Source organism: Azospirillum sp. FG154, from assembly GCF_057809575.1.
Genome location: NZ_JBMDKF010000015.1, coordinates 46,074 through 72,881, shown reverse-complemented (window position 1 = coordinate 72,881; position 26,808 = coordinate 46,074). Strand labels below are relative to the sequence as shown.

Annotated in this window: 23 protein-coding genes; 8 read left to right on the top strand and 15 right to left on the bottom strand. The window is 66.1% G+C overall.

All coding sequences use genetic code 11. The features are described 5' to 3' along the window. Positions 1-13: 13 nt before the first annotated feature. The 4 genes from ACODS4_RS17630 to ACODS4_RS17615 form a co-directional block, all read right to left on the bottom strand. A complete protein-coding gene (locus tag ACODS4_RS17630) occupies positions 14-1,228 on the bottom strand; it encodes a winged helix-turn-helix domain-containing protein (RefSeq protein ID WP_488865937.1) in 1,215 nt (404 codons plus the stop codon). Between the two features lie 68 nt (positions 1,229-1,296). Further along, the gene (locus tag ACODS4_RS17625; RefSeq protein ID WP_488865935.1) at positions 1,297-1,776 is read right to left on the bottom strand and encodes a response regulator; all 480 of its coding nucleotides are present in this window, start codon (positions 1,774-1,776) and stop codon (positions 1,297-1,299) included. 283 nt (positions 1,777-2,059) lie between these two features. After that, positions 2,060-2,509 carry a response regulator gene (locus tag ACODS4_RS17620; protein WP_488865933.1) on the bottom strand — a complete coding sequence of 150 codons (450 nt, stop codon included), beginning with the start codon at positions 2,507-2,509 and terminating at the stop codon, positions 2,060-2,062. A 235-nt stretch (positions 2,510-2,744) separates the two neighbouring features. Beyond that, entirely contained in the window at positions 2,745-3,566 is an 822-nt protein-coding gene (locus ACODS4_RS17615) for an IclR family transcriptional regulator (RefSeq protein ID WP_488865931.1), read from the bottom strand. 173 nt (positions 3,567-3,739) lie between these two features. Here ACODS4_RS17615 and ACODS4_RS17610 point away from each other — a divergent pair, with 173 nt between their 5' ends. From ACODS4_RS17610 to ACODS4_RS17580, 7 genes are read left to right on the top strand one after another with little or no spacing between them, the layout of a single operon-like run. Then, positions 3,740-4,831, top strand: a complete 1,092-nt coding sequence (locus ACODS4_RS17610; protein ID WP_488865930.1) for an ABC transporter ATP-binding protein — start codon at positions 3,740-3,742, stop codon at positions 4,829-4,831. Then, positions 4,831-5,691, top strand: a complete 861-nt coding sequence (locus ACODS4_RS17605) for an ABC transporter permease (protein WP_488865928.1) — start codon at positions 4,831-4,833, stop codon at positions 5,689-5,691. The genes ACODS4_RS17610 and ACODS4_RS17605 overlap by 1 nt, the downstream gene beginning before the upstream one ends. A gap of 7 nt (positions 5,692-5,698) precedes the next feature. Beyond that, positions 5,699-6,493 (top strand): ABC transporter permease, encoded by a 795-nt coding sequence (locus ACODS4_RS17600; RefSeq protein ID WP_488865926.1) that lies wholly within the window; start codon positions 5,699-5,701, stop codon positions 6,491-6,493. Positions 6,494-6,521: 28 nt separating this feature from the next. Beyond that, positions 6,522-6,824 carry a (2Fe-2S)-binding protein gene (locus ACODS4_RS17595; protein ID WP_488865924.1) on the top strand — a complete coding sequence of 101 codons (303 nt, stop codon included), beginning with the start codon at positions 6,522-6,524 and terminating at the stop codon, positions 6,822-6,824. Then, positions 6,821-8,230, top strand: coding sequence for an FAD/NAD(P)-dependent oxidoreductase (locus ACODS4_RS17590; protein WP_488865922.1), 1,410 nt, complete (start codon positions 6,821-6,823; stop codon positions 8,228-8,230). The genes ACODS4_RS17595 and ACODS4_RS17590 overlap by 4 nt, the downstream gene beginning before the upstream one ends. Continuing rightward, positions 8,227-9,345 carry an NAD(P)/FAD-dependent oxidoreductase gene (locus ACODS4_RS17585; protein ID WP_488865920.1) on the top strand — a complete coding sequence of 373 codons (1,119 nt, stop codon included), beginning with the start codon at positions 8,227-8,229 and terminating at the stop codon, positions 9,343-9,345. The genes ACODS4_RS17590 and ACODS4_RS17585 overlap by 4 nt, the downstream gene beginning before the upstream one ends. A 26-nt stretch (positions 9,346-9,371) precedes the next feature. Further along, positions 9,372-10,439 (top strand): ABC transporter substrate-binding protein, encoded by a 1,068-nt coding sequence (locus ACODS4_RS17580; protein ID WP_488865918.1) that lies wholly within the window; start codon positions 9,372-9,374, stop codon positions 10,437-10,439. A gap of 55 nt (positions 10,440-10,494) precedes the next feature. Here the strand turns inward: ACODS4_RS17580 and ACODS4_RS17575 are convergent, their stop codons facing one another. The 8 genes from ACODS4_RS17575 to ACODS4_RS17540 form a co-directional block, all read right to left on the bottom strand. Then, the gene (locus ACODS4_RS17575) at positions 10,495-10,737 is read right to left on the bottom strand and encodes a helix-turn-helix domain-containing protein (protein ID WP_488865916.1); all 243 of its coding nucleotides are present in this window, start codon (positions 10,735-10,737) and stop codon (positions 10,495-10,497) included. A gap of 11 nt (positions 10,738-10,748) precedes the next feature. Further along, complete coding sequence (locus ACODS4_RS17570) at positions 10,749-11,060, bottom strand: BrnT family toxin (RefSeq protein ID WP_488865914.1); 312 nt, start codon at positions 11,058-11,060, stop codon at positions 10,749-10,751. A 104-nt stretch (positions 11,061-11,164) separates the two neighbouring features. After that, positions 11,165-11,971, bottom strand: coding sequence for an ATP-binding cassette domain-containing protein (locus ACODS4_RS17565; RefSeq protein WP_488865912.1), 807 nt, complete (start codon positions 11,969-11,971; stop codon positions 11,165-11,167). Positions 11,972-11,982: 11 nt separating this feature from the next. Beyond that, positions 11,983-13,236: a sugar ABC transporter permease gene (locus ACODS4_RS17560; RefSeq protein ID WP_488865910.1), complete on the bottom strand. Its 1,254-nt coding sequence runs from the start codon at positions 13,234-13,236 to the stop codon at positions 11,983-11,985. Between the two features lie 94 nt (positions 13,237-13,330). Continuing rightward, positions 13,331-14,383 (bottom strand): D-xylose ABC transporter substrate-binding protein, encoded by a 1,053-nt coding sequence (xylF, locus tag ACODS4_RS17555; protein WP_488865908.1) that lies wholly within the window; start codon positions 14,381-14,383, stop codon positions 13,331-13,333. 97 nt (positions 14,384-14,480) lie between these two features. Next, a complete protein-coding gene (gene xylA, locus ACODS4_RS17550; RefSeq protein WP_488865906.1) occupies positions 14,481-15,800 on the bottom strand; it encodes a xylose isomerase in 1,320 nt (439 codons plus the stop codon). Continuing rightward, positions 15,797-17,254, bottom strand: a complete 1,458-nt coding sequence (gene xylB / locus ACODS4_RS17545; RefSeq protein ID WP_488865904.1) for a xylulokinase — start codon at positions 17,252-17,254, stop codon at positions 15,797-15,799. Before xylB ends, xylA begins: the two co-directional genes overlap by 4 nt. Before the next feature lie 37 nt (positions 17,255-17,291). Continuing rightward, on the bottom strand, positions 17,292-18,335 hold the full coding sequence (locus ACODS4_RS17540) for a LacI family DNA-binding transcriptional regulator (RefSeq protein ID WP_488865902.1): 1,044 nt from the start codon (positions 18,333-18,335) through the stop codon (positions 17,292-17,294). 255 nt (positions 18,336-18,590) lie between these two features. Here ACODS4_RS17540 and ACODS4_RS17535 point away from each other — a divergent pair, with 255 nt between their 5' ends. Next, positions 18,591-19,760: an NnrS family protein gene (locus ACODS4_RS17535; RefSeq protein ID WP_488865900.1), complete on the top strand. Its 1,170-nt coding sequence runs from the start codon at positions 18,591-18,593 to the stop codon at positions 19,758-19,760. 20 nt (positions 19,761-19,780) lie between these two features. Here ACODS4_RS17535 and ACODS4_RS17530 read toward each other — a convergent pair whose 3' ends face one another. From ACODS4_RS17530 to ACODS4_RS17520, 3 genes are all read right to left on the bottom strand, one after another. Then, entirely contained in the window at positions 19,781-22,477 is a 2,697-nt protein-coding gene (locus ACODS4_RS17530; protein WP_488865898.1) for a hybrid sensor histidine kinase/response regulator, read from the bottom strand. After that, entirely contained in the window at positions 22,474-23,322 is an 849-nt protein-coding gene (locus tag ACODS4_RS17525) for a phosphate/phosphite/phosphonate ABC transporter substrate-binding protein (RefSeq protein ID WP_488865896.1), read from the bottom strand. The genes ACODS4_RS17530 and ACODS4_RS17525 overlap by 4 nt, the downstream gene beginning before the upstream one ends. A gap of 401 nt (positions 23,323-23,723) precedes the next feature. Next, entirely contained in the window at positions 23,724-26,798 is a 3,075-nt protein-coding gene (locus tag ACODS4_RS17520; protein ID WP_488865894.1) for a multidrug efflux RND transporter permease subunit, read from the bottom strand. Positions 26,799-26,808 lie beyond the last annotated feature (10 nt).

The window sequence follows — 26,808 nt, the reverse complement described above, 5'->3', positions numbered from 1 at the left end:
TCGGAGCCAAGCCTCACAACGCCGCCGCCAGCGCGGGGGCCAGATCCCCGGCGCCGACCACCGTCACCCGCTCCAACCCCAGCCATCCGGCCAACCGCCGCAACTCCACCGCCAACGCCTCGGCGGTTGGGCCGGGGGCGGCGTCGGGTTCGGCGTGGACGGCTTGCGCCAGCAGGGCGCCGGCTTTGCGGTCGGCCTTCAGATCGACCCGCGCGGCGATGCGGTCCCCCATCAGGAAGGGCAGGACGTAATAGCCATGCTCGCGCTTGGCGGCGGGGGTGTAAATCTCCAACCGGAAGCGCAGGCCGAACAGCCGTTCGGTGCGCTGCCGCTCCCAAATCAGCGAATCGAAGGGGGAGAGCAGGGCGTTGGCCGCGATTTTGCGCGGGCGCCGAGCATCCGGGCTGAGATAGGCGGGCTGGTCCCACCCCTCCACCGCCACCGGCAGCAACTCCCCCGCTTCGACCAGTTCGGCGATGCGGGCCTTGGCGTCGGCGGTGGGCAGGCGGTGGTAATCGCGCAAGTCGCGTTCGGTCGCCACGCCATGGGCGCGGGCGGCGACGCGCAACAGGGCGCGCTGCGCCTCCTCCGGCTCCGGCGTCGGGGCGGCCAGCACGGCGGCGGGCAACACCCGTTCGGGCAGATCGTACAGCCGCTCGAAGCCGCGCCGGGCGGCGGTGGTGACGCGGCCCGACCAGAACAGGAATTCCAGCGCCCGTTTGCCGTCGCTCCACCCCCACCAGCCCCCGGCGCCGCGCCCGGCCTCGGTCAATTCCGACGCGCCGAGCGGGCCGCGCGCCGTGACCTCCGCCAGCACTTGGGCGATGTAGGCGCGCTTTTCCTGGGCGAAGCGGACCAAACCGCTGTAGGTCCCCTCGCCCCGCTCCGCCCGCGCCATGCGCCAGCGAAACAGCGGCTGTTGGCTCACCGGAATCAGCGACGCCTCATGCCCCCAATATTCAAACAAGGCCCGCCGCTTGCCGTCATAGGCCAGCCGGTCGAGCAAACCGGCGTCATAGGCCCCCAACCGGGAAAACAGCGGCAGATAATGGGAGCGCACCAGCACATTGACCGAATCGATCTGCACCAACCCCAGCCGGTCGATCATCCGTCGGGCTTGGCGCGCCTCCACCGCGTCGGCGTGGTCGGACGGCGCCGCGCCGAATCCCTGGGCGGCGATGGCGATGCGGCGGGCGTCGCGGAGCGACAGCGAGGCGGGGGACGGCATGATGGGGAGCGCGCAAGGGGACGGGAGGCGCGATGATACACGCGGCGGACCCGGCAAGCGCGCGTTTATCAATGATGCGGCAGCGGAACGCGCGACCGGGTGACGCGCTCGTCGCAACGCAGGGTCGGCAGGGTGCTGTGGCAAAGCTTTTCAATCAGATGGGTCAGGCGGTTCGGGACCAGCGGTTTGACCAGATAGCCGTTGGCTCCGGCCTTCATCGCCGCCATCACCAGCGTTTCGTCGGCGTGGGCGGTCAACATGATGATCGGCAAGGTGGCGGCGTTGACGATCGGCATCATCTTGCAGCGGATGGTCTTGACGAACTGAATGCCGCTCATCCCATCCATCACGATGTCGCAGATCACCAGATCGTAAAAGCTGGCATGGAGCTGCCGCAGCGCGTCCTCGCCGCTGGCGGCGGGTGTGACGTCGGCGATGCCGAAGGACACCAGGATTTTCCGCAGCAAATCGCGGGTGAATTTGTTGTCGTCAACGATCAAGATCGACAGCCCATGGTGATCGCGGGGGGAGATGTCGTCAATCATCATGGTGGCGCCTGATCGCTGAAAGCCTGTTGAAAACGCGATCATAGAGGAAATTCGTAAAATCAATCTTCAAGAATCATGGATAAAAATCTAGGGTTTACCCGTATATGACGAGTGTTTCTGCGAACAATCGGGCGTCTGGAAAGATAAAATTTTTCACAATATAGGAATGCGTGGGGGGATTGCTGAGAGTGTTTTAATATAAATTGCCAACCATTTTCTTTTCATATTGTTCGTGTTTCACGTTGTGGCGGATTGATGAAAAACGAAAAGGGGTAAGTCCATCTTATTGATGTTTGTGGCAGCGTAGGGTTGGCAGAGTGCTGCGGCAGAGCTTGGCGACCAACTCCATCAGGCGTTTGGGAATCAGGGGTTTGACCAGATAACCGTTCGCCCCGGCTTTCAGCGACGCGATGACCAGCTTTTCATCGGCGTGGGCCGTCAGCATGATGATGGGCAGGCTGCTGGCGTTGGCCGACGCCACGCTTTTGCAGCGCAGGGATTTGACGAACTGAATCCCGTTCATCCCATCCATGACGATGTCGCAGACCACCAGATCGAACAGGCTGGCGTGCAGTTGGCGCAAGGCGTCCTCGCCGCTGGCGGCGGCTGTGATATCAGAAATTCCAAAGGACACCAGAATCTTGCGCAACAAGTCGCGGGTGAATTTGTTGTCGTCGATGATGAGAACCGAAAGCCCCCGATGATCGCGGGTTAAAATGTCATCAATCGTCATAGGGTGACTCTGGGAGAGAAGATTGGGTGTCTGCTGAGTTTAATAATGCACAGTGATTTATTAAAAAATGGACCGGAATCATGAGGGCGGCGATAAGGGTTATCTCTGAGTTAAAAGAAACATTTTAATTGTGAGTATAAGCGGCTCAGAAGGGGATAACGCCCGATAACCTGCTTTGAGCGCTTTTTATGGCCAAAAGCGCCCGATAAAATTGTCCCGCTGACGGCGCTTCCGGTCACGCCGCGCCGCTGCCCAGAACCGCCGCCGGGCGGCGCAGGACCGGATCGAAGGGGTTCAGTTGGCGGCGCACCCCGGCGGCCTCGCGTTTGAGGATGTCCACCACGACCGGCAAACGCTCTTCGTTCAACCGTTCGGTGATGGTGCCGACGCTGAGCGCGGCGACGGCGTGGCCTTCGCGGTCCAACACCGGCACGGCCACGCCCGACATGCCGGGCAGCAGGCCGGTGGAGCGGCTGGCGTAGCCCAGATCCCGCACCCGTGCGATTTCCGTGCGCAGATACACCTCGTCCAGGATGCCGACGCCCTGCATGCGCGGCAGGTTGAAACGGATGACCTCCTCCCGCTCCTCATCCGGCAGGAAGGCGAGGATGGCGAGGCTGCCTTGCCCGACGCCCAGCGTCACCCGCCCGCCAATGTCGCCGGTGAAGGAGCGGATGGGGAACGGCCCCTCGCTGCGGTCCAGGCACACGGCGTCGAAGCCGCTGCGCACCAGCAGGAAAATGGTGTCGCGCAAGGTGGCCGACAGGCGCAGCATGATCGGGCGGCAGATGTCGCGCAGATTGTTCGGGTTGCCCGCCCGCGCCGCCATGGTGAACAGGTCGATGCCCAGGCGGTAGCGCTTGCTCGTCTTGTCCGATTCCACCATGCCTTCCTCGACCAGCGTTTTCAGGATGCGGTGGACGGTGGGCGGGGTCAGGCCCAGATCGCGGGCGATGTCGGTCAGCCGCGCCCCGGATTCGTTGCTGTCGGCGAGCAGGCGCAAAATGGCGACGCCACGTTGCAAGCTGGATTTCGCGCCCGCGTCGTCACTGGTCATCGGTTGATCCTGTCCAAAGGCATGGTGGCGATTCCGGGTCATTTATTCCGTATATCGGAAACTTTCTCAAATAGTTTTCTCTCCGTGGAAAAGCCGGTTGACGCCAAACGGTCACACACGGAACCATCAGCGCCAACAGGTGAGGCTCAACCGACCAAGAGGGAGTAACCCCGGTGTCGTTCCTCGAATTGAGAGACATTACGAAACGCTACGGGACCCTGAACGCGGTCAGCGACGTGACGCTGTCGGTGGAAAAGGGTGAATTCATCTCCCTGCTGGGGCCGTCGGGCTGCGGCAAGACGACGACGCTCCAGATGATCGCGGGCTTTGTCGAGGCGACGTCCGGCTCCATCCGGCTGGACGGTCGCGACATCACCCACGCCAAGGCGAACACGCGCGGGCTGGGCATCGTGTTCCAAAGCTACGCGCTGTTCCCGCACATGACTGTGTTCGACAACGTCAGCTTTGGCCTGGACATGCGGCGCGTGCCCAAGGCCGAACGCAAGGACCGCGTGGACGAGGCGCTGGGGCTGGTGCATCTGTCGCCCTACGCTGGGCGCTACCCGCGTGAATTGTCCGGCGGCCAGCGCCAGCGCGTCGCGCTGGCCCGCGCCATCGTCATCCGCCCGCCGGTGCTGCTGCTGGACGAACCGCTGTCCAATCTGGACGCCAAGCTGCGCGAGGCCATGCAGTTCGAGCTGCGCGACATTCAGCGCAAGGTCGGCACCACCACGGTGATGGTCACGCACGATCAGGCCGAAGCCTTTTCCATCAGCGACCGCGTGGTGGTGATGGAGGCCGGGCGCATCACCCAGATCGACCAGCCCTATCGCATCTACGAACACCCGGAAACGGAGTTCATTTCGCGCTTCGTCGGCAAGACCAATCTGCTGCCGGGAACGGTCCAGGTGGTCAACGACCGCGCCGCCACGGTGTCGCTGGGCGGGGTTCCGGTGGAGATCGACGCCGGGGCGCTGGTGCGCGGCGAGACGGTGACTCTGTGTGTCCGGCCCGAAAAGCTGCGGCTGATCGCGGCGGGCCAGGGGCGCTTGCCGGGCCGGGTGGCTGAACGCTATTTCCTGGGCAGCCAGTGGCTCTACCACATCGACGGGCCGCTCGGCACGCTGATGGCGGTGACGCCGAACGATGGTTCCGCGCCGCTGGACACCGGGGTTCCGGTCGGCATCGATTGGAACCCATCGGTCGTCCGCGTCCACCGTGGCCGTCTGGCCGAGGCGCCGGACCCGACGCTGGAGGCGCATTGATGAGCGCGACCGCCTCGCGTTTCCCAACGCCGCTGATCCTGTCGGCCCCCGCCGCCCTGCTGTTCGCCGCGCTGATCCTGACGCCGCTGGTCCTGACCGCGCTGCTGTCCTTCAACGAGTTCGAGCACGCGACCGGGCGGACCCACGGCTTCACGCTGGACCATTATCTGGCGGTGCTGACCGACGGCTATTATCTGGAAATCTTCCTGCGCACCTTCCGCGTCGCCGCTTTGGCCACCGCCATTTGCGTGGTGATCGGCGTGCCGGAGGCCTACATCCTTAGCCGGATGGGCAACCCGTGGCGTTCGGTGTTTCTGCTGGTGGTGCTGGCCCCGCTGCTGGTTTCCGTCGTCGTGCGGGCCTTTGGCTGGAGCATGTTGCTGGGGCCGGAGGGGCCGATCAACATGGCGCTGATGGCCATGGGGTTTGACCGGGTGCGGATGCTCTACAGCGAAGGGACGGTGATCGTCGCGCTGGTCCATGTCATGCTGCCCTTCATGGTCATCCCGGTCTGGACCTCGCTGCAAAAGCTGGATCCGGCGGTGGAGCAGGCGGCGCTGTCCTTTGGCGCGTCGCGCGGGACGGCGATCCTGCGGGTGGTCGCGCCGCAGATTTTGCCGGGCATCCTGTCGGGCAGCCTGATCGTGTTTGGCCTGAGCGCCAGCGCCTTCGCCATTCCCGGTCTGTTGGGCGGGCGGCGGCTGAAGATGGTCGCCACCATCGTCTATGACCAGTATCTCAGCGATCTCAACTGGCCGATGGGGGCGGCGGTCGCCGTGCTGCTGCTGGCCGCCAACCTTGTCATCATGCTGACCTACCACCGCGTGGTGGAAGGTCACTACCGCCGCCGACTGGGGTGAGGCCATCATGACCCGCAACGGACCCTTGGCCCTGATCTTTCACACGCTGGTCGTCCTGTTCATGCTGGCGCCGCTGGTGATCGTCTGTCTGGTCGCCTTCACCCCGGAAAACACGCTGTCGCTGCCGACGCGCGGCTTTTCGCTGCGCTGGTTCCAGGCGGTGTTCCATCACCCGGACTTTGTGCAATCCTTTTGGAACAGCCTGTGGCTGGCCCTGCTGTCGGCGACGCTGGCGGTGGCGCTGGCGGTTCCGGCGGCCTTGGCGATCACCCGTTGGGAGTTTCGCGGGCGCGGCTTTCTCAACACGCTGTTCCTGTCGCCGCTCATCATCCCGCATCTGGTGCTGGGCGTGGCGATGCTGCGGCTGTTCGCGCTGGTCGGGGCGACGGGAAGCTTCGGCTGGCTGGTGGCGGCGCACATCGTCATCGTCACCCCCTATGTCATGCGCCTGCTGATCGCCGCCATCACCGGCTTTGACCGCAGCGTCGAGCAAGCGGCCTATTCACTGGGGGCAAGCGAGGCGACGGTGTTCCGCCGCGTCACCTTGCCGATCATCCTGCCCGGCGTCACCGGCGGCTGGCTGATCGCCTTCATCAACAGCTTCGACGAATTGACCATGTCCATCTTCATCACCTCGCCGTCCACGGTGACGCTGCCGGTGCGGATGTACATGTACGCGACCGAATCCATCGACCCGATGATGGCGGCGGTGTCGGCGATCATTGTTGGAATCACGGCTGTGGCGGTTCTGCTGCTTGACCGCGTCTATGGCCTGGACCGGATCCTCGTCGGTCAACATTGACCGGCTGACCTTTTCGGAGAGCGTTCTCATGGCTTTGTTGCAGCGCGTGGCCGAACAGGGCCGCCGCGTGGTCCGCTTCACGCTCGACGGCCGCCCGGCCGAAGCGTTGGAGGGCGACACGATCCTGACCGCCATGTTGACCAACGGCGACCAGTTGCGCCGGTCGGAGTTCGCCGACAGCCCGCGCGCCGGTTTTTGCCTGATGGGCGCCTGTCAGGATTGCTGGGTGCGGACGGAGGATGGCGAGCGGCTGCGCGCCTGCGGAACCTTCATCACCGAGGGGCTGCGGCTGGTCAGCGCCAGCGAGTGGACCGGGGAGGGCGTGTCGTGACCGCCCCGATTCACCCCGTCATCGTCGGCGCCGGTCCGGCGGGCGTGCGCGCGGCGGAACGGCTGGTCGCCGCTGGTCTGCGCCCGCTGGTGATCGACGAGGCGGCGCGCTGGGGTGGCCAAATCTACCGCCAACCGCCCGATGGCGGCTTCACCCGCCTGAAAACCGCGCTTTATGGGTTCGAGGCGGGCAAGGCCGACGCCGTGCACCGCGCCATGGCGTCCATCCGAGACCGGGTCGATTACCGTCCGCGCACGCTGGCGTGGAATTGCGAGAGCGGGGCGCTGGATCTGCTGTGCGACGGGCGGACGGAGACGGTTCCCTTCACCCATCTGATTTTGGCGACCGGGGCGACCGACCGGGTTTTGCCCTTTCCCGGCTGGACTTTGCCCGGCGTCTTCACGCTGGGCGGCTCGCAGGTCGCCTTGAAGTTCCAGGGCTGCGCGGTTGGCAAGCGGGTGGCCTTTCTGGGAACCGGGCCGCTGCTCTATCTGGTCGCTTACCAGTATCTGAAGGCCGGGGTCGAGGTGGTCGGGGTGTTCGACACGACGCCGCTGCCGGTTCAGGCCCGCGCGCTGCCGGGGATGCTGCGCGATCCCGTCACCCTGGCCAAGGGGCTGTGCTATGTCGGTTGGCTGCGCGCCCATGGCGTGCCGATTCACAGCAACGTCCGCCCCGTCCGCGTCGAGGGAGACGAGCGGGTGAGCGCTCTGGTCTGGCGGGGCGCTGGACCAGCGGATGGGCGGGAGATTCGGGTGGACTGCGACGCCGTCGCCTATGGGCTGGGCCTGCGGTCGGAAACCCAACTGGCCGATCTGGCGGGTTGCCGTTTTCGCTTTGACGCGATGGATCGGGCGTGGCTGCCCGAACGCGACGCGGCGGGGCGCAGCTCGGTCGCGGGCGTCTATGTCGCGGGCGACGGCGGCGGGATCGCTGGGGCCGACGCGGCGGAATTGGCTGGGGAGCGCGCCGCCTTGGCGCTGCTGGAAGACGCCGGGCTGCCGTTCGACGCCGGGCGGGCGACGGCGCTGGACCGCCGCCTGTCGCGCGTCGCCGCCTTTCGCCGGGCGCTGTCCGCCGCCTTTCCCTTTCCGGCGGATTGGGCCGACGCCATCGCCGACGACACCATGATGTGCCGCTGCGAGGGGGTGGCCGCCGGAACGTTGCGCGCCGTCGCCGCCAGCGGCCAAGCCCGTGAAATCAACCGGGCCAAGGCGTTGACCCGCGCCGGGATGGGCCGTTGCCAGGGGCGGATGTGCGCGGCGGCGACGACCGAATTGCTGGCCCGCGCGCTGGGAACCGGGCCGGACGGGGTGGGACGGCTGCGCGCCCAACCGCCGATCAAGCCCTTGCCGGTCTCCGCCACCCCCCGGGCCACCACCCGGTGTGAGGAGGCGGGGCGATGAGAGAAATCATCGCGTGCGACGTCGCCATCGTCGGCGGCGGCATCGTCGGCGGGTCCGCCGCCCTGTTCCTGCGCCAGATGGGCTTTTCCGTCACGCTGCTGGAGCGGGATTGGTGCGGAGCCAAGGCCAGCGGCGTCAATTTCGGTGGCGTGCGCCGCCAGGGCCGCCCGTTGGAGCAACTGCCGCTGTCCCAGCGCGCCCACGCGATTTGGGGCCGCCTGCCCGCCCTGCTGGGGACCGACGCCGAATACATCCGCTCCGGTCATCTGAAGCTGGCGCGCAGCGAAGCCGATCTGGACGCGCTGATCGCCTATCGGGAGCGCAGCGCCGGGTTCGGCCTGGATCTGGAGATCATCGCCGGTGACGCGTTCCGCCGCCGCTTTCCGGCGCTGGGCGACCGGGCGGTCGGCGGCTCCCTCTGCCCGGAGGATGGCCACGCCAACCCGCGCCTCGTCTCCCCCGCCTTCGCCCGCGCCGCCGCCGCGTCCGGCGCGGTGGTGCGCGAACAGACCCCGGTGGAGCGGGTGGAGCGCGACGGCGACCGCTTCACCCTGCTGTGCGGCGGCGGGCTGGAGGTGAACGCGCGTTTCCTGCTGAACACGGCGGGCGCCTGGTCGCAGCGGATCGCCACCGCCTTTGGCGAGCCGGTTCCGCTGGAATCCCTGCACCCCAACATGGCCGTCACCGAACCGCTGCCGCGCTTTCTCGCCGTCAACATCGGGGTCGAGGGCGGCGGGGTCTATGGCCGACAGGCGCCGCGTGGCAACATGGTGGTTGGCGGCGGGCGCGGCTTCGCGCTGGACGCCGACCGCGCCCGCCCGCAGCGCGACGCCGTTTTGACCCTGATGCGCGACGCGGCGGAGCTGTTTCCGCAAATCGCCAAGGCCCACGTCATCCGCTGCTGGACCGGGGTGGAGGGCTACACGCCCGACCGCAACCCCATCGTCGGCCCCAGCCGCACCACCCCCAACCTGTTCCACGCCTTCGGCTTTTCCGGCGCCGGCTTCCAGATCGGCCCGGCGGTGGGGGAGGCGTTGGCCGAACTGGTGCGCGACGGCCAAAGCTCGACCCCGCTGGACGCCTTCCGCATCGACCGTTTCCCGCCCACCCCGTAAGACTTCATCCAACCAGGAGGACCGCCATGCCCATCCCGCGTTCGCTGCCCCGCACCGGCCTTGCCGCCGCCGCCCTTGGTCTGGCCGTTGGTCTGGCCCTCTCGTCGCCCGCCGCCGCGCAGACCAAGACGGTCTACATCGGCATGAACGGCGGCACGATGGAGAAGACCTACACCGAAAACGTCTTCCCGGCCTTCGAGAAGGCGACCGGCATCAAGGTGGTGGTGGTGCCCGGCACCTCGTCCGACATTCTCGCCAAGCTTCAGGCGCAGAAGGACAACCCGCAAATGCACGTCGTCTTCCTGGACGACGGCCTGATGTACCGCGCCATCGGCATGGGGCTGTGTCAGAAGACCGAAGCGTCGCCGGTCCTGGACGAGGTCTATCCGTCCTCGCGGATGAAGGGCGACATGGCGGTCGGCGTCAACATGGGCATGACCGGGCTGGCCTACAACAAGAAGATGTTCGACGAAAAGGGCTGGGCCGCCCCGACCTCCTGGATGGATTTGGCCGATCCCAAATACAAGGGCAAGATCGTCGTCCAATCGGCGGCCAGCAGCACCTTCGGTCTGCACGCCTTCCTGATGTACAACCGCATCCAGGGCGGGACGGAGGGCAACGTCGATCCCGGTTTCACCACCTGGCGCAAGACCATCGGCCCGAACGTGCTGGAATACATCCCCAGCTCCGCCAAGATCGCTGAAATGGTGCAGACCGGCGAAGCCGCCATCTTTCCGCTGACCCCGACCGGCGTCGGCAGCCTGAAGGAAAAGGGCATCCCGGTGGAATACGCCCAGCCCAAGGAAGGCTCGGTCGTGCTGATGGTCGGCCAGTGCGTGGTGAACAAGAACCCGGACAACGCCGCCGCGCAAAAGCTCGCCGCTTATCTGCTGGGTCAGGAGGCGCAGCTCGCCGCCCTGAAGTTCGGCGCGCAAATCCCGTCCAACACCAAGGTGTCGGCGCCGGCGGAGGTGGCCGACGCGATGGGCAAGTTCCAGGGCTACATGAAGACCGCCAACACGGTGGATTGGGACGTCATCAACGAGAAGCGCCCGGATTGGAACCAGCGCTGGAACAAGGAAATCGAACGCTAAGCCGAACAGACAGCCGGGGGTGCCGACTGGCGCCCCTGGCCGTGCGGCAAGCCTGTCATTCAGCGGCCAGCGCGTGCGCGACCAGATCGGGGGCCTTTTGGATCACATGGAGGTAAGATTCCACAGCCCCATCCGGTTCCCGGCGGCCCTGCTCCCATTCCTGAAGGGTGCGCAACGGAATGCCGAAGCGTTCAGCGAACGCTTCCTGCGACAGCCCGGTTGAGCGGCGCACCCGCTTGGCCAGGGGCGGGCGCTTCATCGCGGCGAGCTGTTCGTCGGTGAAGGTTTCCTCGGTCATTGGGTTCCCCATCAGATGTTGGCTTGGAAGTAGCGGTCAGTTTCGCGTTTGCCAGCCGCCCGTACAGAAATGAAACGCACACCGTCAGCCCGTTCCGTGTAGGTCACGGCATACAGCGTTCCGGCCACCATCCCCAAGGCGTTGAACCTTTCCTCACCATAGCTCATGCGGTCATCCAGGGCCTCGATCAGGTTGGGATCGCGCAAGACGTCGGCGCCGAAGGAGAGGTCCAACCCGTGCTTGGCGCGATTGATTTGATTCTTTGTGGGATCGAAGGGCGTCTTCACAACGCTTAAAATACGGCATTGACGGAGTTCGGTCAATCCCCTGCATGGCCCACAACATCCCAGGGTGCAAAACGCCGCTGGCCCCCGAAAATCATTCCATCTCCGGTTCGCAGCGGCGTTTTATTGGTTGAAAGCCGCCGTCAGCCCGACGCGCCCGGTCCCGGCGTCGCGCCGGGCGGGCATTTGCCCATGATAATCATCCCCAGAACCTCGTCCTTGGTGACGTCGGCCACGCGGGCGCTGCCGACCAGCTTGCCGTTTTTCATCACATGCAGGCGGTCGGCCAGATCGAACACGTCGTGGATGTCGTGGGAGATCAGGAAGATGCCGATGCCTTCCTTTTTCAGTTGCAGCACCAGATCGCCAACCTGTTTGGTTTCCGCCGGACCCAGGGCGGCGGTGGGTTCGTCCATGATGAGGACGCGCGCGTTGAAATGGATGGCCCGCGCGATGGCGACCGACTGGCGTTGACCGCCCGACAGGGCCTTGACCGGCTCCTTGAAGCGGCGGAAATGCGGGTTCAGGCGGCCCATGACGGCGCGGGCCTCCGCCTCCATCGCGTGGTCGTTCAGCGTGCCCCAGCGGGTCAACCGTTCGCGGCCCAGGAAGATGTTGGCGGCGGCGTCCACATTGTCGGCCAGCGCCAGCGTCTGATAGATCGTCTCGATGCCATAGCGTTTGGCGTCGCGCGGGCTGGCGATGTGGGCGGTTTCGCCGTTGATGCGGATTTCGCCCTGGTCGGCGGGGTAGGCCCCCGACAGGATCTTGATGAGCGTTGATTTGCCCGCGCCGTTGTGGCCGAGCAGCCCGACCACCTCGCCGGGGTGCAGATCGACCGACACGCCGTCCACCGCCTTGATGCCGCCAAAGGCGATGGAGACGTCGCGCATCTCGACCAGCGGGACGCCGCGTCCGGCGGCGCCGTTGTGGGTTGCGGTGCTGTTCATGTCACGCCCTCTCACTTCACGCCGCGACGATAGATGGTGTCGATGTAGACGGCGGCGACCAGAACGACGCCGACGACGATGTTCTGCATCGGCGTGTCCACCCCCAGCAGAACCATGCCCGATTGCAGGGACTGCATCACCAGCGCCCCCAGCATCGCGCCATGGATGGTGCCGACGCCGCCCGCCAGCGAGGTGCCGCCGATGATCGCGGCGGCGATGACGTAGAGTTCGTCCAGAGTGCCGTTGGCGTTGGTCGCGGCGTTCAGGCGCGCGGTTGCGATGCAGGCCGACAGGCCGCACAGCGCGCCCATCAGGCCGAACACCGACACCAGAACCCAACGGGTGTTGATGCCCGACAGTTCGGCGGCCTCCGGGTTGCCGCCGATGGCGAAGACGTAGCGCCCGAAGCGGGTGCGGCTGGACAGGAACGTCACCAGCGCGCCGACCGCCAGCGCGATCAACACCGGAATGGCGAAGCCGTGCGCGATGATCGGCAAGTCGCCGTCGCTCGCCAGCCCTTGCGCCTCCAGCATCCGCCGCACGATGGGGGCTGGCAGGGGGTAGGCGTTGACCACCAGGACCGCGCCCAGAATGGCGACGCTTAGCAGGGCGATGACCACGCCCTCCGCCCAGGGCGGGCGGACGGGAAAGCCGTATTGCGCGCGCCGCCGACGGCTGACGAGCGAGACGGCGATGGCGAGCAGGGTGGCGGCGACGCCGATCATCCAGCTTGGCCCGGCGCCGATGGCGCCCTCGAACCCGCCGCCCAGCCGTTTGAACAGGCTGTCCATCGGGGCGACGGTCTGGCCGGTCGTCACCCACCACGCCCCGCCGCGCCAGACCAGCAGCCCGCCGAGCGAGACGATGAAGGACGACACGCCCAGAACGGCGATGATGACGCCCTGAACGGCGCCGATGGCCCCGCCGACCAGCACGCCGACCAGCACCGCGACCACCCAGGTCAAGGGATGGTCGAAGCCCCAGAGGTCGGGCAGGAACTGCGTCTGCACGACGCCGATCACCATGCCGGTGAAACCGAGGATCGAGCCGACCGACAGGTCGATGTTGCGGGTGACGATGACCAGCACCATGCCGGTCGCCATCACGGCGATGGAGGACGCCTGCACCGACAGGTTCCACAGATTGCGCGGGGTCAGAAAAGCGCCGCCGGTCAGGATGTCGAAGCCGATCCAGATCACGGCCAGCGCGCCGATCATCCCGATCAGGCGGAGATCCAGCTCCAAGGCTCGCAGGGCGTCGCGCATGCTTGGGTCCATTGTGTGGTGAGGTGACGTCAAGGATGGGAAAGCCCCGCCGCGCGCGTCAGCGGCGCGCGGCGGGGCCGTAAACCGGAAAGGATCAGTCGCAGACCTTCGCCGTCCCCTTCTTGACGCCCTGGCAGACGACATCCTTCGTCACCCAACCGGCGTCGATGACGAGGTTCAGATTGTCCTTGGTGATGGGAATCGGCGTCAGGAACAGCGAAGTCATTTTCTGCTTCTTCGGCCCACCGTCGAAGGTCGTGGCCCCCGCGACCGCCTTCATCGCCTTGCCGCCCGCCAGATCAATGGCGATTTCCGCCGCGCGGCGGCCCAATTCGCGGGCGTCCTTCCACACCGACACGGTTTGCGTGCCTTGCGCGATGCGGTTCAGCGCGGCCTTGTCGCCGTCCTGGCCCGACACCGGCACCGACCCGGCCAGACCCTGGGCGCTCAACGCCGCCACGGCGCCGCCCGCCGTGCCGTCGTTCGAGGCGACCACGGCGTCGACCTTGTTGTTCGCCTTGGTCAGAATCTGCTCCATGTTCTTCTGGGCGTTGGCGGGCAGCCATTTGTCGGTGTAGGCCTCGCCGACATTCTTGACGTCGCCGCGCGCCATCGCGTCCTTCAGCACCTCCATCTGGCCGGAGAACAGGAAGTCGGCGTTCGGATCGGTCGAGGACCCCTTGATGAAGGCGTAATTGCCCTTCGGCTTGGCGGCCAGAACGGCGCGCGCCTGCATCCGCCCGACTTCCTTGTTGTCGAAGGTGATGTAGAAGGCCGAGGGGATTTCGATCAGCCGGTCATAGCCGACGACCGGAATGCCTTCCGCCGCCGCCTTTTCCACCGCCGGACGGATGGCGTCGGAATCCTGGGCCAGAATGATGAGGGCCTTGGCCCCGCGCGCGATCAGCGCCTCGATGTCGGAAAGCTGTTTGGCGGGGGAGGATTGGGCGTCCGCCGACACGTAGGTTCCGCCCGCCTTTTCAATCACCGCCTTGATGGCGGCCTCGTCGGTCTTCCACCGCTCTTCCTGGAAATTCGACCAGGACACGCCGACCGTCGGCCCCGCCGCCAGAGCGACGCTGGCGGTCATGGTGGCGGTCATCGTCAGAAGCAGACCGGCGACGGTGGACGCGATGCGCTGTTTCATCGTTGTTTTTCCTCCCAAGATCGACCCGCCGTCGTTTGCGGGGGCCGTTGCGTTGCGGCGGTCGGCGTCGCGCCGACCGCTCGGATGAAGGCGGGTGTTAGACGTAACGGTTGACGATGTTCTCCAACCGCTCTTGACCGCCCGAGTTGGGTTGCGGACCGGCGCCGTTGGCCAGCGCGCGGTCGGCCAGCGTGGCGAGGCTGACGTCGCCCGCCAGGATGGCGCGGGCCTCCGGGCTGTTCCATCCGGCGTAACGGTCGGCCAGCGGGGCTTCCAGCGCGCGGTCCTCAAGCATGGCGGCGGCGTTGAGCAGGGCGCGGGCGGAGGAATCCATGCCCCCGGCGTGACCGTGCAGCAGATCCGCCGGGTCGATGGATTGGCGGCGGATCTTCGCGTCGAAATTCAGGCCGCCGGTTCCCAGACCGCCATTCTTCAGAATCTCGTGGAAGACGATTGTCATCTCGCCGATGTCGTTGGGGAACTGGTCGGTGTCCCAACCCAGCAACCCATCGCCGCGATTCATGTCGAGCGAGCCGAAGATCCCCAGCGCGTAGGCCAGCCCGACCTCGTGCTGGAAGCTGTGCCCGGCGAGGATGGCGTGGTTCTGTTCGATGTTCACCTTGACGTCGGCCAGCAGATCGTAGCGTTCGAGGAAGCCGTAGACGGTGGCGACGTCGAAATCATACTGGTGCTTGGTCGGTTCGCGCGGCTTGGGTTCGATCAGCAGCGGGCCTTTGAAGCCGATCTTGTGCTTGTGCTCGGCCACCAGCGACAGGAAGCGGCCCATCTGGTCCAGCTCGCGCTTCAAATCGGTGTTCAGCAGGGTTTCATAGCCCTCCCGTCCGCCCCACAGCACGTAATTTTCCCCGCCCAGCGCGTGTGTGGCCTCCAGCGCGGCGCGGACCTGACCGGCGGCGTGAACGAACACCGCCGGGTCGGGGTTGGTCGCCGCCCCGGCCATGTAACGCCGGTGCGAGAACAGGTTGGCGGTGCCCCACAGCAGGCGGACCTTGGTCTCCTCCATCTTGCGATGGAACAGGTCGGTGATCGCCTTCAGATTGTCGGTGGTTTCGGCCAGGGTCGCGCCTTCCGGCGCGGCGTCCAGATCGTGGAAGGTGAAAAAGGGGATGTCGAGCAGCCGGAACATCTCGAACGCGGCGTCGGCCTTGGCGCGGGCGGCTTCCATCGGATCGGCCATGTGCATCCAGGGCCGCAGGAAGGTTTCCCCGCCGAACGGGTCGCCGCCGGGCCAGCAGAAGCTGTGCCAATAGCAGGCGGCGAAGCGCAGATGGTCTTCCATCCGCTTGCCCAGCACGACGCGGTCCTTGTCGTACCAGCGGTAGGCCAGCGGGTCGCGGCTGTCGGGGCCTTGATAGGTGATCGGCGCCAGATCGCCGAAGAAGGGGGCGGACGTCACGAAGCGTACTCCTTGGCAAGCGGATAAAGCCGGCGCCAGCGTTCCCAGGCCGAAGCGTAGGCGGCGGCGCGGGCCGGATCGGGGGTGAAGGATTCCAGACGGCGGGGTTTGCGGCAGACGACGCCCGGCGCTTCGCCGGTCGCCGCCATCCGCCCGAGATGCGCCGCGCCCAGCGCGGCCCCGACCTCGCCGTCCTCAATGCGGTGAACGGTGACGCCCAGGACGTCGGCGCAGATTCGCGCCCACAGGCGGGAGCGTGAGCCGCCGCCCGCCAGATCGATGGAGGCGGGGGCGGTCCCCGTGGCGTTCAGCGCCATCAGATTGTCGCGCGCGGCGAAGGCGACGCCCTCCAGCACCGCCTGAACGAGGGCGTTCCGTTCGGTGTCGGCCCCCAGACCGGCGAACAGGCCGCGCACGGTCGGGTCGTTGTGGGGGGTGCGCTCGCCCGACAGATAGGGCAGGAAGGCGACAGGGGAGGGGCCGGACACCGCGTCGCCCAACGGCGCCAGCAACTCAGCCTCGGGCGCGCCAAGAACGGAGGACGCCCAGGCGAGCGAGGCCGCCGCCGACAGCATCACCCCCATCTGGTGCCAAACCCCCGGCAGCGCGTGGCAAAAGGCGTGGACCGCCGAGGCCGGGTTGGGCAGATAGCGGTCGGTCGTCGCCCACACCACGCCCGACGTGCCAAGGCTGAGAAAGGCGTCGCCCGGCGCCGTGGCGGCCAGCCCGACCGCGCTCGCCGCGCAATCCCCGGCGCCACCGGCGATCACCGGCTGCGTCTTCATCCCCCAGCGGCGGGCCAGATCGGCGGGCAGCCGCCCGACCGCGTCGGAACCCTCGGCCAGATCGGGCATGTGGGCGCGGGTCAGCTTGCCCGCCGCCAGCAGATCGTCGGACCAACCGCGCCCGGCGACGTCGAGCCACAAGGTGCCGGAGGCGTCGGACATGTCCTCCACCATCGCGCCGCACAGACGCCAGCGGACATAGGCCTTGGGCAGCAGCACCTTGTCCACCGCCGCGAAAACCTCCGGCTCATGCTCCGCTGCCCACAGCAGTTTAGGCGATGTGAAGCCGGGCATGGCGATGTTGCCGCTGACCGCGCGGAAGTCGGGCAAGGCTTGCTCCAACGCGGCGCATTGGGCGAAGGACCGCCCGTCGTTCCACAGGATCGCCGGGCGCAGCACGTTGCCCGCCCGGTCGAGCAGTGTGGCGCCGTGCATCTGGCCGGAAAAGCCGACGCCGACGACCTCGGCCACCGCGTCGGGCCAACCGGCGGCCAACTCGTCCACCGCCGCGACGGCGCCCGTCACCCATTGTTCGGGATCCTGTTCGGACCACAGCGGGTGCGGGCGCAACACCGTGCAGGGGCGGGACGCGCTGGCGACGACGGCCCCGTCGGCGTTCACCAGAACCGCCTTGACGCTGGATGTGCCGATGTCGATGCCAAGAAACATGAGGCTTGCGGCCTTTCGTGCCGGAGAGAGGGGGTGGTTAAGGCAGATTGTCGCGCAGAATGACCTCGACGCGGATTTGCTCCTGCGCCGGAAGGATGGGGCGGTCGGACACCAGGGCGCGCAGCACCCGCGCCATGGACCGCGCCTCATGCCCCGGATCCTGAACGACCAGGGCGGCGAAGGTTCCGTCGAGCAGCAGGCGGCGGCTGTCCGGGGTCAACTCATGCCCGACGCACAGGATGCGGCGGGCGGCCCCGGCGTCGGTCAGCGCCGCGCCGATGCCCGCCGCCCCTTCGCCGGTGTTGTAGAGCGCGACCAGATCGGGGGCGTCGGCCAACAGGCGGGCGACCAGCGCCCGGTTTTGCTGGGGATCGTCGCGCCCCTCGACCGGCGGCAGCAGCGACAGGCCGGGATGCTCCTCGGCGATCACCTGCCCGAAGCCGAACAGCCGTTCGGCGTGGTCGCGCAGCGCGGCGGATCCGGTGACGACGCCGACGCGCCCGCTCCGCCCGCCCAGGAAACGCCCGATCAGCGACCCCGCCGTGCGCCCCGCCGCGATGTTGTCGATGCCGACGTAATGCGCCCGGCGCGAGGACGGCACGTCCGACACCAGCGTCACCACCGCCATGCCCGATTCCACCAGATCGTCGATGGCGGCGCGGATGCGGGGATGGTCGAGCGCGACCACCGCCGCCCCTTCAAACCGTCCGGTCAGGGCGGCGAGTTCGGCGGCCAGCGTGTCGGCGTCGAACACGTTGGTTTCGATGATCTCCACCGCGATTCGCCGGGCGCGGAACCACGCGGCTTGGGCGCGGATGTTGTCGGCGATGTCCGCCATGAATCGGTTGTCGCCGCGCGGCAGCAGCACGGCGAAGCGGCAGGGGCGGCTGCGCGCCAACTCCGCCGCCGCCGCCAGCGGATGGAAATTCAGCCGCTCAATCGCGTCGTTCACCTTGCGCGTGGTTTTGTCGCTGACCCCCGGTCGCCCGTTGATGACGCGATCCACCGTGGCGAGGCTGACCCCCGCCGCCGCCGCCACATCCTTCAAGGTGGCGTTTGATTGAAAATCTTGACTGTTCATGACGCGGATCATTCCGCAAAATTTTGATGTGCGCAACTCAAAAAATTGATCGATAAAAATCATTAAAAACCATATACTTGAGTGTTCATAGATGGAATGTCGTAGGTCATCTATGACGTGCGTCCATCAGACTCGGGGCGGGTCGGTTGGGCGCCGCCGCGCGCCTGGCTTGACGTTCGTCGCTTGACGTTCGTCAAGGCGCGGTTGGCGCAACGGGCCGCAGAGTGGCGCGACCTTGATTGGAAAGTGACCGCGATGCCCCGTCCGCCCATCCTGTTCCACTATGGCTTCCGCCCCTTTTTTCTGCTGTCCGGTCTGGCCGCCTGCGGGTTGCTGGCGGCGTGGCTGGGCGTTCTGTTGACCGGGGAGTGGCCCGACGGACCGATGGGGGCGAGCGGCTGGCACGCGCATGAGATGCTGTTCGGCATGATCGCCGCCGCCATCGCCGGTTTCCTGCTGACCGCCGTGCCAAGCTGGACCGGAACCCGCGCGGCGTCCGGTTGGCCGCTGATCGGCTTGAGCGGCTTGTGGTTGGCCGGGCGGGTCGCGCTGTTCCCCTGGACCGGCGCGCCGCCCCTGTTGGCCGCGCTGCTGGATTTGGCTTTTTTCCCGGTTCTGGCGGTGGTGTTGGCCGGTCCCTTGATGCGGGCGGGGAAGGCGCGCAACAGCGCCTTTCTGCTGCTGCTCGCCCTGCTGTTCACCGCCAACCTGCTGATTCATCTGGAATGGCTGGAATGGGTCGAAGATGGCGTCGATCTGGGGCTGACGCTGGGGTTGGGCGTGGTCTTGATGATGGCGACGGTGATCGGCGGGCGGATCCTGCCCGCCTTCACCCGCAACGGCTTGGGCAAGACGGGCGGGGACGTCACCTCCTGGCCGTGGGTGGAGCGGGCGACGCTGGGGTTGACCCTGGCGCTGATTCCGGTGGGGATGTTCGACGCCGACGGCGGTCTGTTCGGTGGGCTGGCTCTGGCGGCTGCGCTGGCGCACGCTTGGCGGCTGGTCGGGTGGCGCGGCTGGCGGGCGTGGCGGCAACCGATTCTGTGGGCGCTGCATCTGGGCTATTTGTGGATTCCGGTGGCGCTGCTGTTGAAGGCGCTGCACGCGCTGGTCGGGATTCCGGCGGCGGCGGGCGTGCATGCCTTGACCATCGGCGCCTTCGCCACGCTGATTCTGGCGGTGATGAGCCGGGCCTCGCTGGGCCACACCGGGCGGCGGATCGTGGCGGCGCCGCTGACGGTGATGGCCTACGCCCTGCTGACGTTGGCGGCGGCGGCCCGCACGGCGTCGCCCTTGCTGCCGGTGGATTGGGTGTGGCCCAGTCTGCAAGGAGCCGGGCTGGCGTGGTTGGCCGCTTTCGTTCTGTATCTGGTGGTTTACGCGCCGATCCTGCTGGCCCCGCGCGCGGACGGTCAACCGGGGTGAGCGACCGTTCCGATCAACGTTCAGGCGGTTGACCGGACCGCTGTTTTCATGGCGACCAGCGAGCGGTCGAACAGGTCGGACAGCCGGTCAACCGTGTCGAGCACGGCGGCGGAGGGGGCGTTTTCAAGCTCTTTGGCCAGATTGCCAACCGCCGCCGCGCCGAGATTCAGCGCCATGCCTTTGAGAGTGTGGGCGCTGCGGTTGTGCGGTTCACCCGCGCGGGCTTGGGCGATCATCGCGTCGATGGTGATTCGGCCATTCTCGGCAAAGCCGGACAGGGAGCTTTCCCAATCCTCCGGCTCCAGAACCTCCATCAGGATGTCGATCTGCTCGTGATCGAGAAGAGCATCGTCAGTGGATGGCGCGGGCGCGACGGTCGGGGGCATGATCGCATCGTCTTTCGCAAGAGACGCGGCGGGAGGACGCTGGGTGGTCCCCGCCAACACCATGGTCATTTCAGCAAACAGAGTGATCGGGCGCAAGGGCTTGGTCACGAAGCCGTTCATTCCCGCCGACAGGCATTCCGGGCGCGAACTGCCCGACGCGTGGGCGGTCAAGGCGATGATCGGCGTCTGGCCGTGTGGGGCGGGCAGGTCGCGGATGCGACGGGTGGCGGTCAGACCGTCCATGCCCGGCATCTGGATGTCCATCAGGATCAGGTCAAAATCCTGCTCGCGCGCCAGACGGACGGCGTCGCTTCCATTGGCGGCCAACGCCACCGTGTGGCCGGAACGCTCCAGAATGCCGCGCACGATGTCGCGGTTCACGTCGATGTCGTCAACGGCCAACACGCGCAGCGGCGGCAGGGCGGCGTTGCGGGCGGCTTCGGTCACGCTGGGTTCCACCAACCGCAAGGCTGACGGATCGCCGATCCGGGCGACGATGGAAAAGCGGAAGACGCTGCCCCGTCCCGGCGCGGTTTCAACCCCGATGACGCCGCCCATCATGATGCACAGGTCGCGACAGATCGCCAGCCCAAGGCCGGTGCCGCCGTAACGCCGGGTGATGGAGTTGTCGGCCTGGGTGAAACGGTCGAACAGCGAGGGGACGGCCTCCGGCGCGATGCCGATGCCGCTGTCCTCCACCTCGAACTCCAGCAGGAAGCGCCCATTGTCGCGATCCTCGCCCCGTCGGGCGCGCACGGACACGGATCCCTCTTCGGTGAACTTCACCGCGTTGCCGACCAGATTGAACAGGATCTGGCGCAGCCGGGCCGGGTCGGTGACGATCACCTCGGGGACCGACGGCATCATGCGGGCGTTGAGGGTGACGCCCTTTTCGGCGGCGCGCGGGCGCAACACGTCGAGCACGCTTTCCACCAGTTGGGCGGGCGCGCAATCGGCCTCCTCCAGCTCAATCCGGCGGGCCTCCAATTTGGACAGGTCGAGAATGTCGTCCAGCAACCGCAGCAGACTTTCCGCCGACCGGCGGGCGACGTCGGCCAGTCGTTTGTCGTCCGGTCCCAGATTGCTGTCGCCCAACAGGGTTAGATTGCCCAACACGCCGTTCATCGGGGTCCGCAGCTCGTGGCTGACGGTGGCGAGGAATTCGGTTTTGGAACGGCTGGCGGCCTCGGCCTTGTCCTTGGCCTCGATCAGTTGTTGGGCGGCCAGACGGGGTTCGGTGACGTCGACGCACAGCCACAGCTTGCCGATGGTCGCCCCCCCGCCGTTGCGCACCGGGACGTTGTGCCAACGGACGATGCGCCCGTCCGTCAAGGTCATCTCGCGCCGCTCGTCATCGTCGATGGCGGAGAGATCCAACGCGTCGGCGTCGCGTGGGGCGTTTCCGCCGTCGCTCAACGCGTCGCTCAGCTTGGCGCCGACGGGCGTGCCGCCGATGGCGAACAGCACGGCGAAGGCTGGGTTGGCGTAGACGATTCGTCCGTCGCTCCCGGCGAACAACACGCCGAAATCCATGGCCGACAGCAGGGCCGACAAGCGCGCCCGTTCCTGCTCAACGTCGCGGGCCAGCGATTCCTGTTCATCCAGCGCGATGGTCAGTTGTTCGACCCGTTCGCCAATGGCGCGCGACATGGTGTTGAAGGCGGCCCCCAACCGTCCGATGTCGTCGTTTCCTTCCAGCAGGGCCGCCGGGGCGTAATCGCCCGCCGCCACCCGTTCGCTGGCGCGGGTCAAGGACGACAGATGCCGGGTCAGCCACAGACCCAGCAAAGTCAGCAGGCCCGCCGACAGCAGGATTTCCGACAGGGCGATGGCGACGCCCTGGAGCAGCAGGTCTTTGCGCGCCGCGACGATGTGTTGGAGTTCCAGGCCGAACTGGACGCTGCCCAACCGTTGCCCGGCCAAGGCCACCGGCGCCGACACGTCGTAGCGGGCCGCGCCGTCCTTTGGCTCCAGCGTCAGGGTCTTTTCCGGCGCCGGCAACGCCCGGTCGCGCGGCCAGCCGCTGATGGCGACCAGCTTGCCGCCGCTGTCTTTGACCGCCAGATACTCGACCCCGCCGCCCGACCGGCTTTCGTCCAGCACCGCCTGAAGCGTGGCGTAATCGCGCTGGGCCAAGGGGGCCACCAGGGCGGCGTTGAGAACCGGCGTCACCTGATCGGCGTGCAACTGCGCCTGTTCGGTCAGGCTGCTGTAGAGAAGGCGGACGCTGTTGGCGACCAGCAGCGTCAGCATCACCGTTTCAACCGCCATGGCGGCGGCCAGCATGCGCCCACGCAGGGTCTTCCAAGGCGCCAGACGGGACAGGATCATGGTTTGGCCTTAAGAACGCGGCGCACCTCGTCGGCCAGCGGCTCCATCGCGGCCAGTTCGGCGTCGGAAACCTCACGATAACCGCCCAACGCGTTGGTGTCGAAATAGGCTTTTCCCTCAGTGGTCGCGCCAAACGCCAACAGCGCGTCGTGGATTTTGTCGAACAGCGCCGCCTTGCGCGCGTTCAGCAAATAGACCCGCCCGGCCATCGCCGGGCTTTCGGCGATGGTCGTCAGCTTGGCCTGAACCTCGGGCGCAAGTTTGTGACGGTTGGCCAAGGACATGAAACCAGCGGTCGCTTCACCGGACAGCACCAGTTGCGCCAGGCTGTCGGCGGCGCTGACATAACGGATCTGGACGTTGGGCACGGCCTTGTCCTTCAGCCAATGTTGCCCCCACAGCGTCACCAGAGACGACGGGCTTAGCCCCAGAACGGTGGAGTCACGCAGTGATTCGGCGGTGTCGCGCCCGCTGCCCGCAGCGGCGATGACCACGCCACGGAAATCGGCGGCGTAGGTCAGCAGCGGGCGATAACCGGCGTCGCTCGTCAGCAATTGCGCCTGATGGCCGGTGGTGACGGCCATGTCGTAATCCTGTTCCAACGCTCGCTTGGCGAAAGCCGTGAAGTCTGGGGCGGTGATGATTTCCACCGGCTGCCCGACGGCGGCCTCCACGGCTTGGCGGACAGGCTGATACTGTTCGATGATGACCCGCGCGCTGGTGTGCGGAGCGATGCCGATGCGGAAGGGCGTGGCGTCCTGCGACCAGGCGGCGGCAGAGGCAAGCAGCGTGGCCAGCATGCCAATCACAGCCAGGGCGACGGGGAGAAATGGGCGCATGGGCATCGACAGGGCGCTTTCCTGCAAAAGGGAACCCGACTTGCGCGCTGCGGATGGCCGTTGCTGATGGCAACCCCTGGGCGCAACGCGCCAAGCTCATAGCATGACATTTATTGTGGAGATAGCGACAATGGAATTTTAAACGCTCTTCCTCAATCGTGGAAAGGATTGGTCGATTTCGTTGAAACAAATATTTTCGGGTCTCTTCAAAAATGTCCAATAAGAGGGAAAAATATCGGGAAATTCGGCGGATCATTTCTGAAAAACATTTCGTGCGCTTTTGCTGTCCACCCGTGATGTGGTTTCCGGCCAGAGGGCCGTCAAATTTCCAAAAGCGTGGCTGCGCAAAAAAAGCCCTTCTCCCGATTGGGGAGAAGGGCTTTTGAGGGAAACGCCGAATCTTTGCGTTACGACAGGGCGGTGAGTTCCGCCGCGCGTTGGGTTCGCGTGGCCGCGTGGTGGTCCTTGGCCAGCACGGTGTAGACGGCGGGCAGCACGAACAGGGTGAACAGGGTGCCGATCATCATGCCGGCCACGATGACGAGACCGATGGAGAAGCGGCTGGCGGCGCCCGCCCCGGCGGCGGTCAGCAGCGGCACCAGACCCACCACCATCGCCGCCGTCGTCATCAAGATCGGACGCAGGCGGACGCGGGCGGCGTGTTCGATGGCGGTGCGGCGGTCCACCCCCTCGTTGATCTGCATTTCGCGGGCGAATTCCACCAGCAGAATGCCGTGCTTGCTGATGAGGCCGATCAGCGTCACCAGACCAACCTGGGTGTAGATGTTCATGGTGGCGAGGCCGAAGAACAACGGCAGCAACGCGCCGCAGATCGACATCGGCACCGAAATCAAAATCACCAGTGGGTCGCGCAGCGACTCAAATTGCGCGGCCAGAACCAGATAAATGACGATCAACGCGAAGGCGAACGTCACCATCAATTGGTTGCCTTCGGTCACATACTGGCGCGATTCCGACAGATAGGCGTGGTTGAACCCGGCGGGAAGCTGGGCGCGCGCCTGCTCTTCCAGGAAATCCACCGCTTGGCCGATGGTGACGCCGGGCATCGGCACGGCGGAGAAGGTGGCCGAGGGCAACTGGTTGTACTTGTTCAGCGCGTTGGGTTCGGTCGCCGTTTCGATCGACACCACGGTGGAAATCGGAATTTGCGCGCCCGATCCGGTGGCGACGTAGAATTTGCCGAGATCCTCCGGGGTCAGACGCTGGGCGCGCGGCACCTGAGGGATCACTTCGTAAGAGCGGCCATTCAGGTTGAAGCGGTTGACGTAGTTGCCGCCGACCATCACCGCCAGCGTGTCGGAAACCGACTTCATCGACAGGCCAAGATCCGCCGCCTTGGCGCGGTCGATCTTCAGTCGGATCACCGGGCTGTCATATTGCAGATCGCTGTCGGTGACGATGAACATGCCGCTTTTGTTGGCTGCCTCCTTGATGCGCTCGATCGCGTCGAAGATGGTGCGGTAATCGCCGGAACTGGAAATCACCATCTGCACCGGCAGACCGCCGGTCGAGCCGGGCAGGGCGGGCGGGGACACCAGGAAGACGTTGACGCCGGTGATCTTGTTCAACTCGGCCTGCGCCAGCGGCTGCAATTGTTTGGCCGTGCGGGTCCGCTCGTCCCATGGCTTCAGGATCATGCCCGCGAAGCCCTGCGTCAGCGTCGGCAGGCCGGTCAGGATGAAGCGGGTGTCGGTCTCAGGGAACGCCTTGAAGGCGTCGTCCAGTTCTTTGCCGAAGCTGTCGACGTAATCCAGATTGGCGTATTGCGGCGCCTTGGAAATGCCGAACAGGATGCCCTGATCCTCTTCCGGAGCCAGTTCGCTCATGGTGTTGGCGAAGAGATAGCCGACGCTCAGCAGAACGCCGAACGCGAACAGCAGCGTCGCCGCACGGTAGTTCAACATGCCGTCCAGACGGCGGACATACCAACCCGACAACCGGTCAAAGCTGCGGTCCAGGAAGGCGGCGAAGCGCCCCTGATCGCCATGGCCGGTCAGAATGACCGAGCACATCATCGGCGACAGGGTCAAGGCCACCACGCCCGACACGATCACCGACGCGGCGAGCGTGAAGGCGAATTCGCGGAACAGCGCGCCGGTCAAACCGCCCAGAAAACCGATGGGGGCGTAGACGGCGGCCAGCGTGATGGTCATCGAAATGACCGGGCCGATGATTTCCCGCGCCCCGATGATGGCGGACGCGACGGGTGATTTTCCCTCCTCCAGATGGCGATGGACGTTTTCCACCACGACGATGGCGTCATCGACCACCAGACCGATGGCCAGCACCATGGCCAACAACGTCAGCAGATTGATCGAGAAGCCCAGCGCCAGCATGAAGGTGCAGGCGCCGATGATCGACAGCGGAATCGTCACGATGGGGATCAACACCGACCGGAAAGATCCCAGAAACAGAAAGATCACCACGATGACGATGGCCACCGCCTCGACCAACGTCTTCACCACCTCGTCGATGGAGGATTGGATGAAGCGGGTGCTGTCATAGACGATCTCCATCGTCATGTTGGGCGGCAGATTGCGCCGCAACTCCGGCACCATTTTCTGGATGGCGGCGACGATGTTCAGCGGGTTGCCGGTCGGCGTCGAATCCACGCCGATGAAGATGGCCTGTTGGCCATTCATGGCGACGCTGGCGTTGAAGCTTTGCGCGCCCAACTCCACCGTGCCGATGTCGCGCAGACGGACCAGCGCGCCGTCCTTGGCCTTCACCACCATGTCGCGGAATTGCTCGACGTCGGTCAGGCCGGTGTTGGCGGTGACGTTGGTGATGACGAACACGCCCTTGGTTTGGCCGGGGGCGGACTGGTAGTTGTTGGCCACGATGGCCGCCGACACGTCGCCGGGGGCGATGCCGCGCGCGGCCATCCGCACGGGGTCGAGCCAGACGCGCATGGCGAAGGTTTGCCCGCCCAGGATCTGGGCGCGGGCCACCCCGTCCACCGTCGCCAGATTGGGCTGGATGACGCGGGTCAGGTAATCGGAGATCGCGGCGCCCGACAGTTCGGTGCTGGCGAACCCCATATAGAGGATCGAGGTCGATTCGCCGGTCGATTTCAGGATGACCGGGTCGTTGGCCTCTTTCGGCAATTGGTATTTGACTTGGTTGACCTTGGCCATCACGTCGGTCATCGCGACGTTCGGGTCGAAATTCAACCGGATGTGGGCGGTGACGACGCTTTGCCCCTGGGTCGAGGAGGAGGTCAGGTAATCAATGCCTTCCGCCGACGACACCGCCTGTTCGATGGGCGTGGCGATGAAGCCCTGCATCAGGTCGGGCGACGCGCCGGGATAGGCGGTGGTGACGGTGATGACCGTGTTTTGAAGCTGGGGATATTGCCGAATCGGCATTTCCAGCAAAGCGCGCAAGCCAATCAGCAGGATCAGCAGGCTGACCACGACCGACAGAATCGGGCGGCGGATGAAGAGATCGGTGAACTTCATGACGCCAACC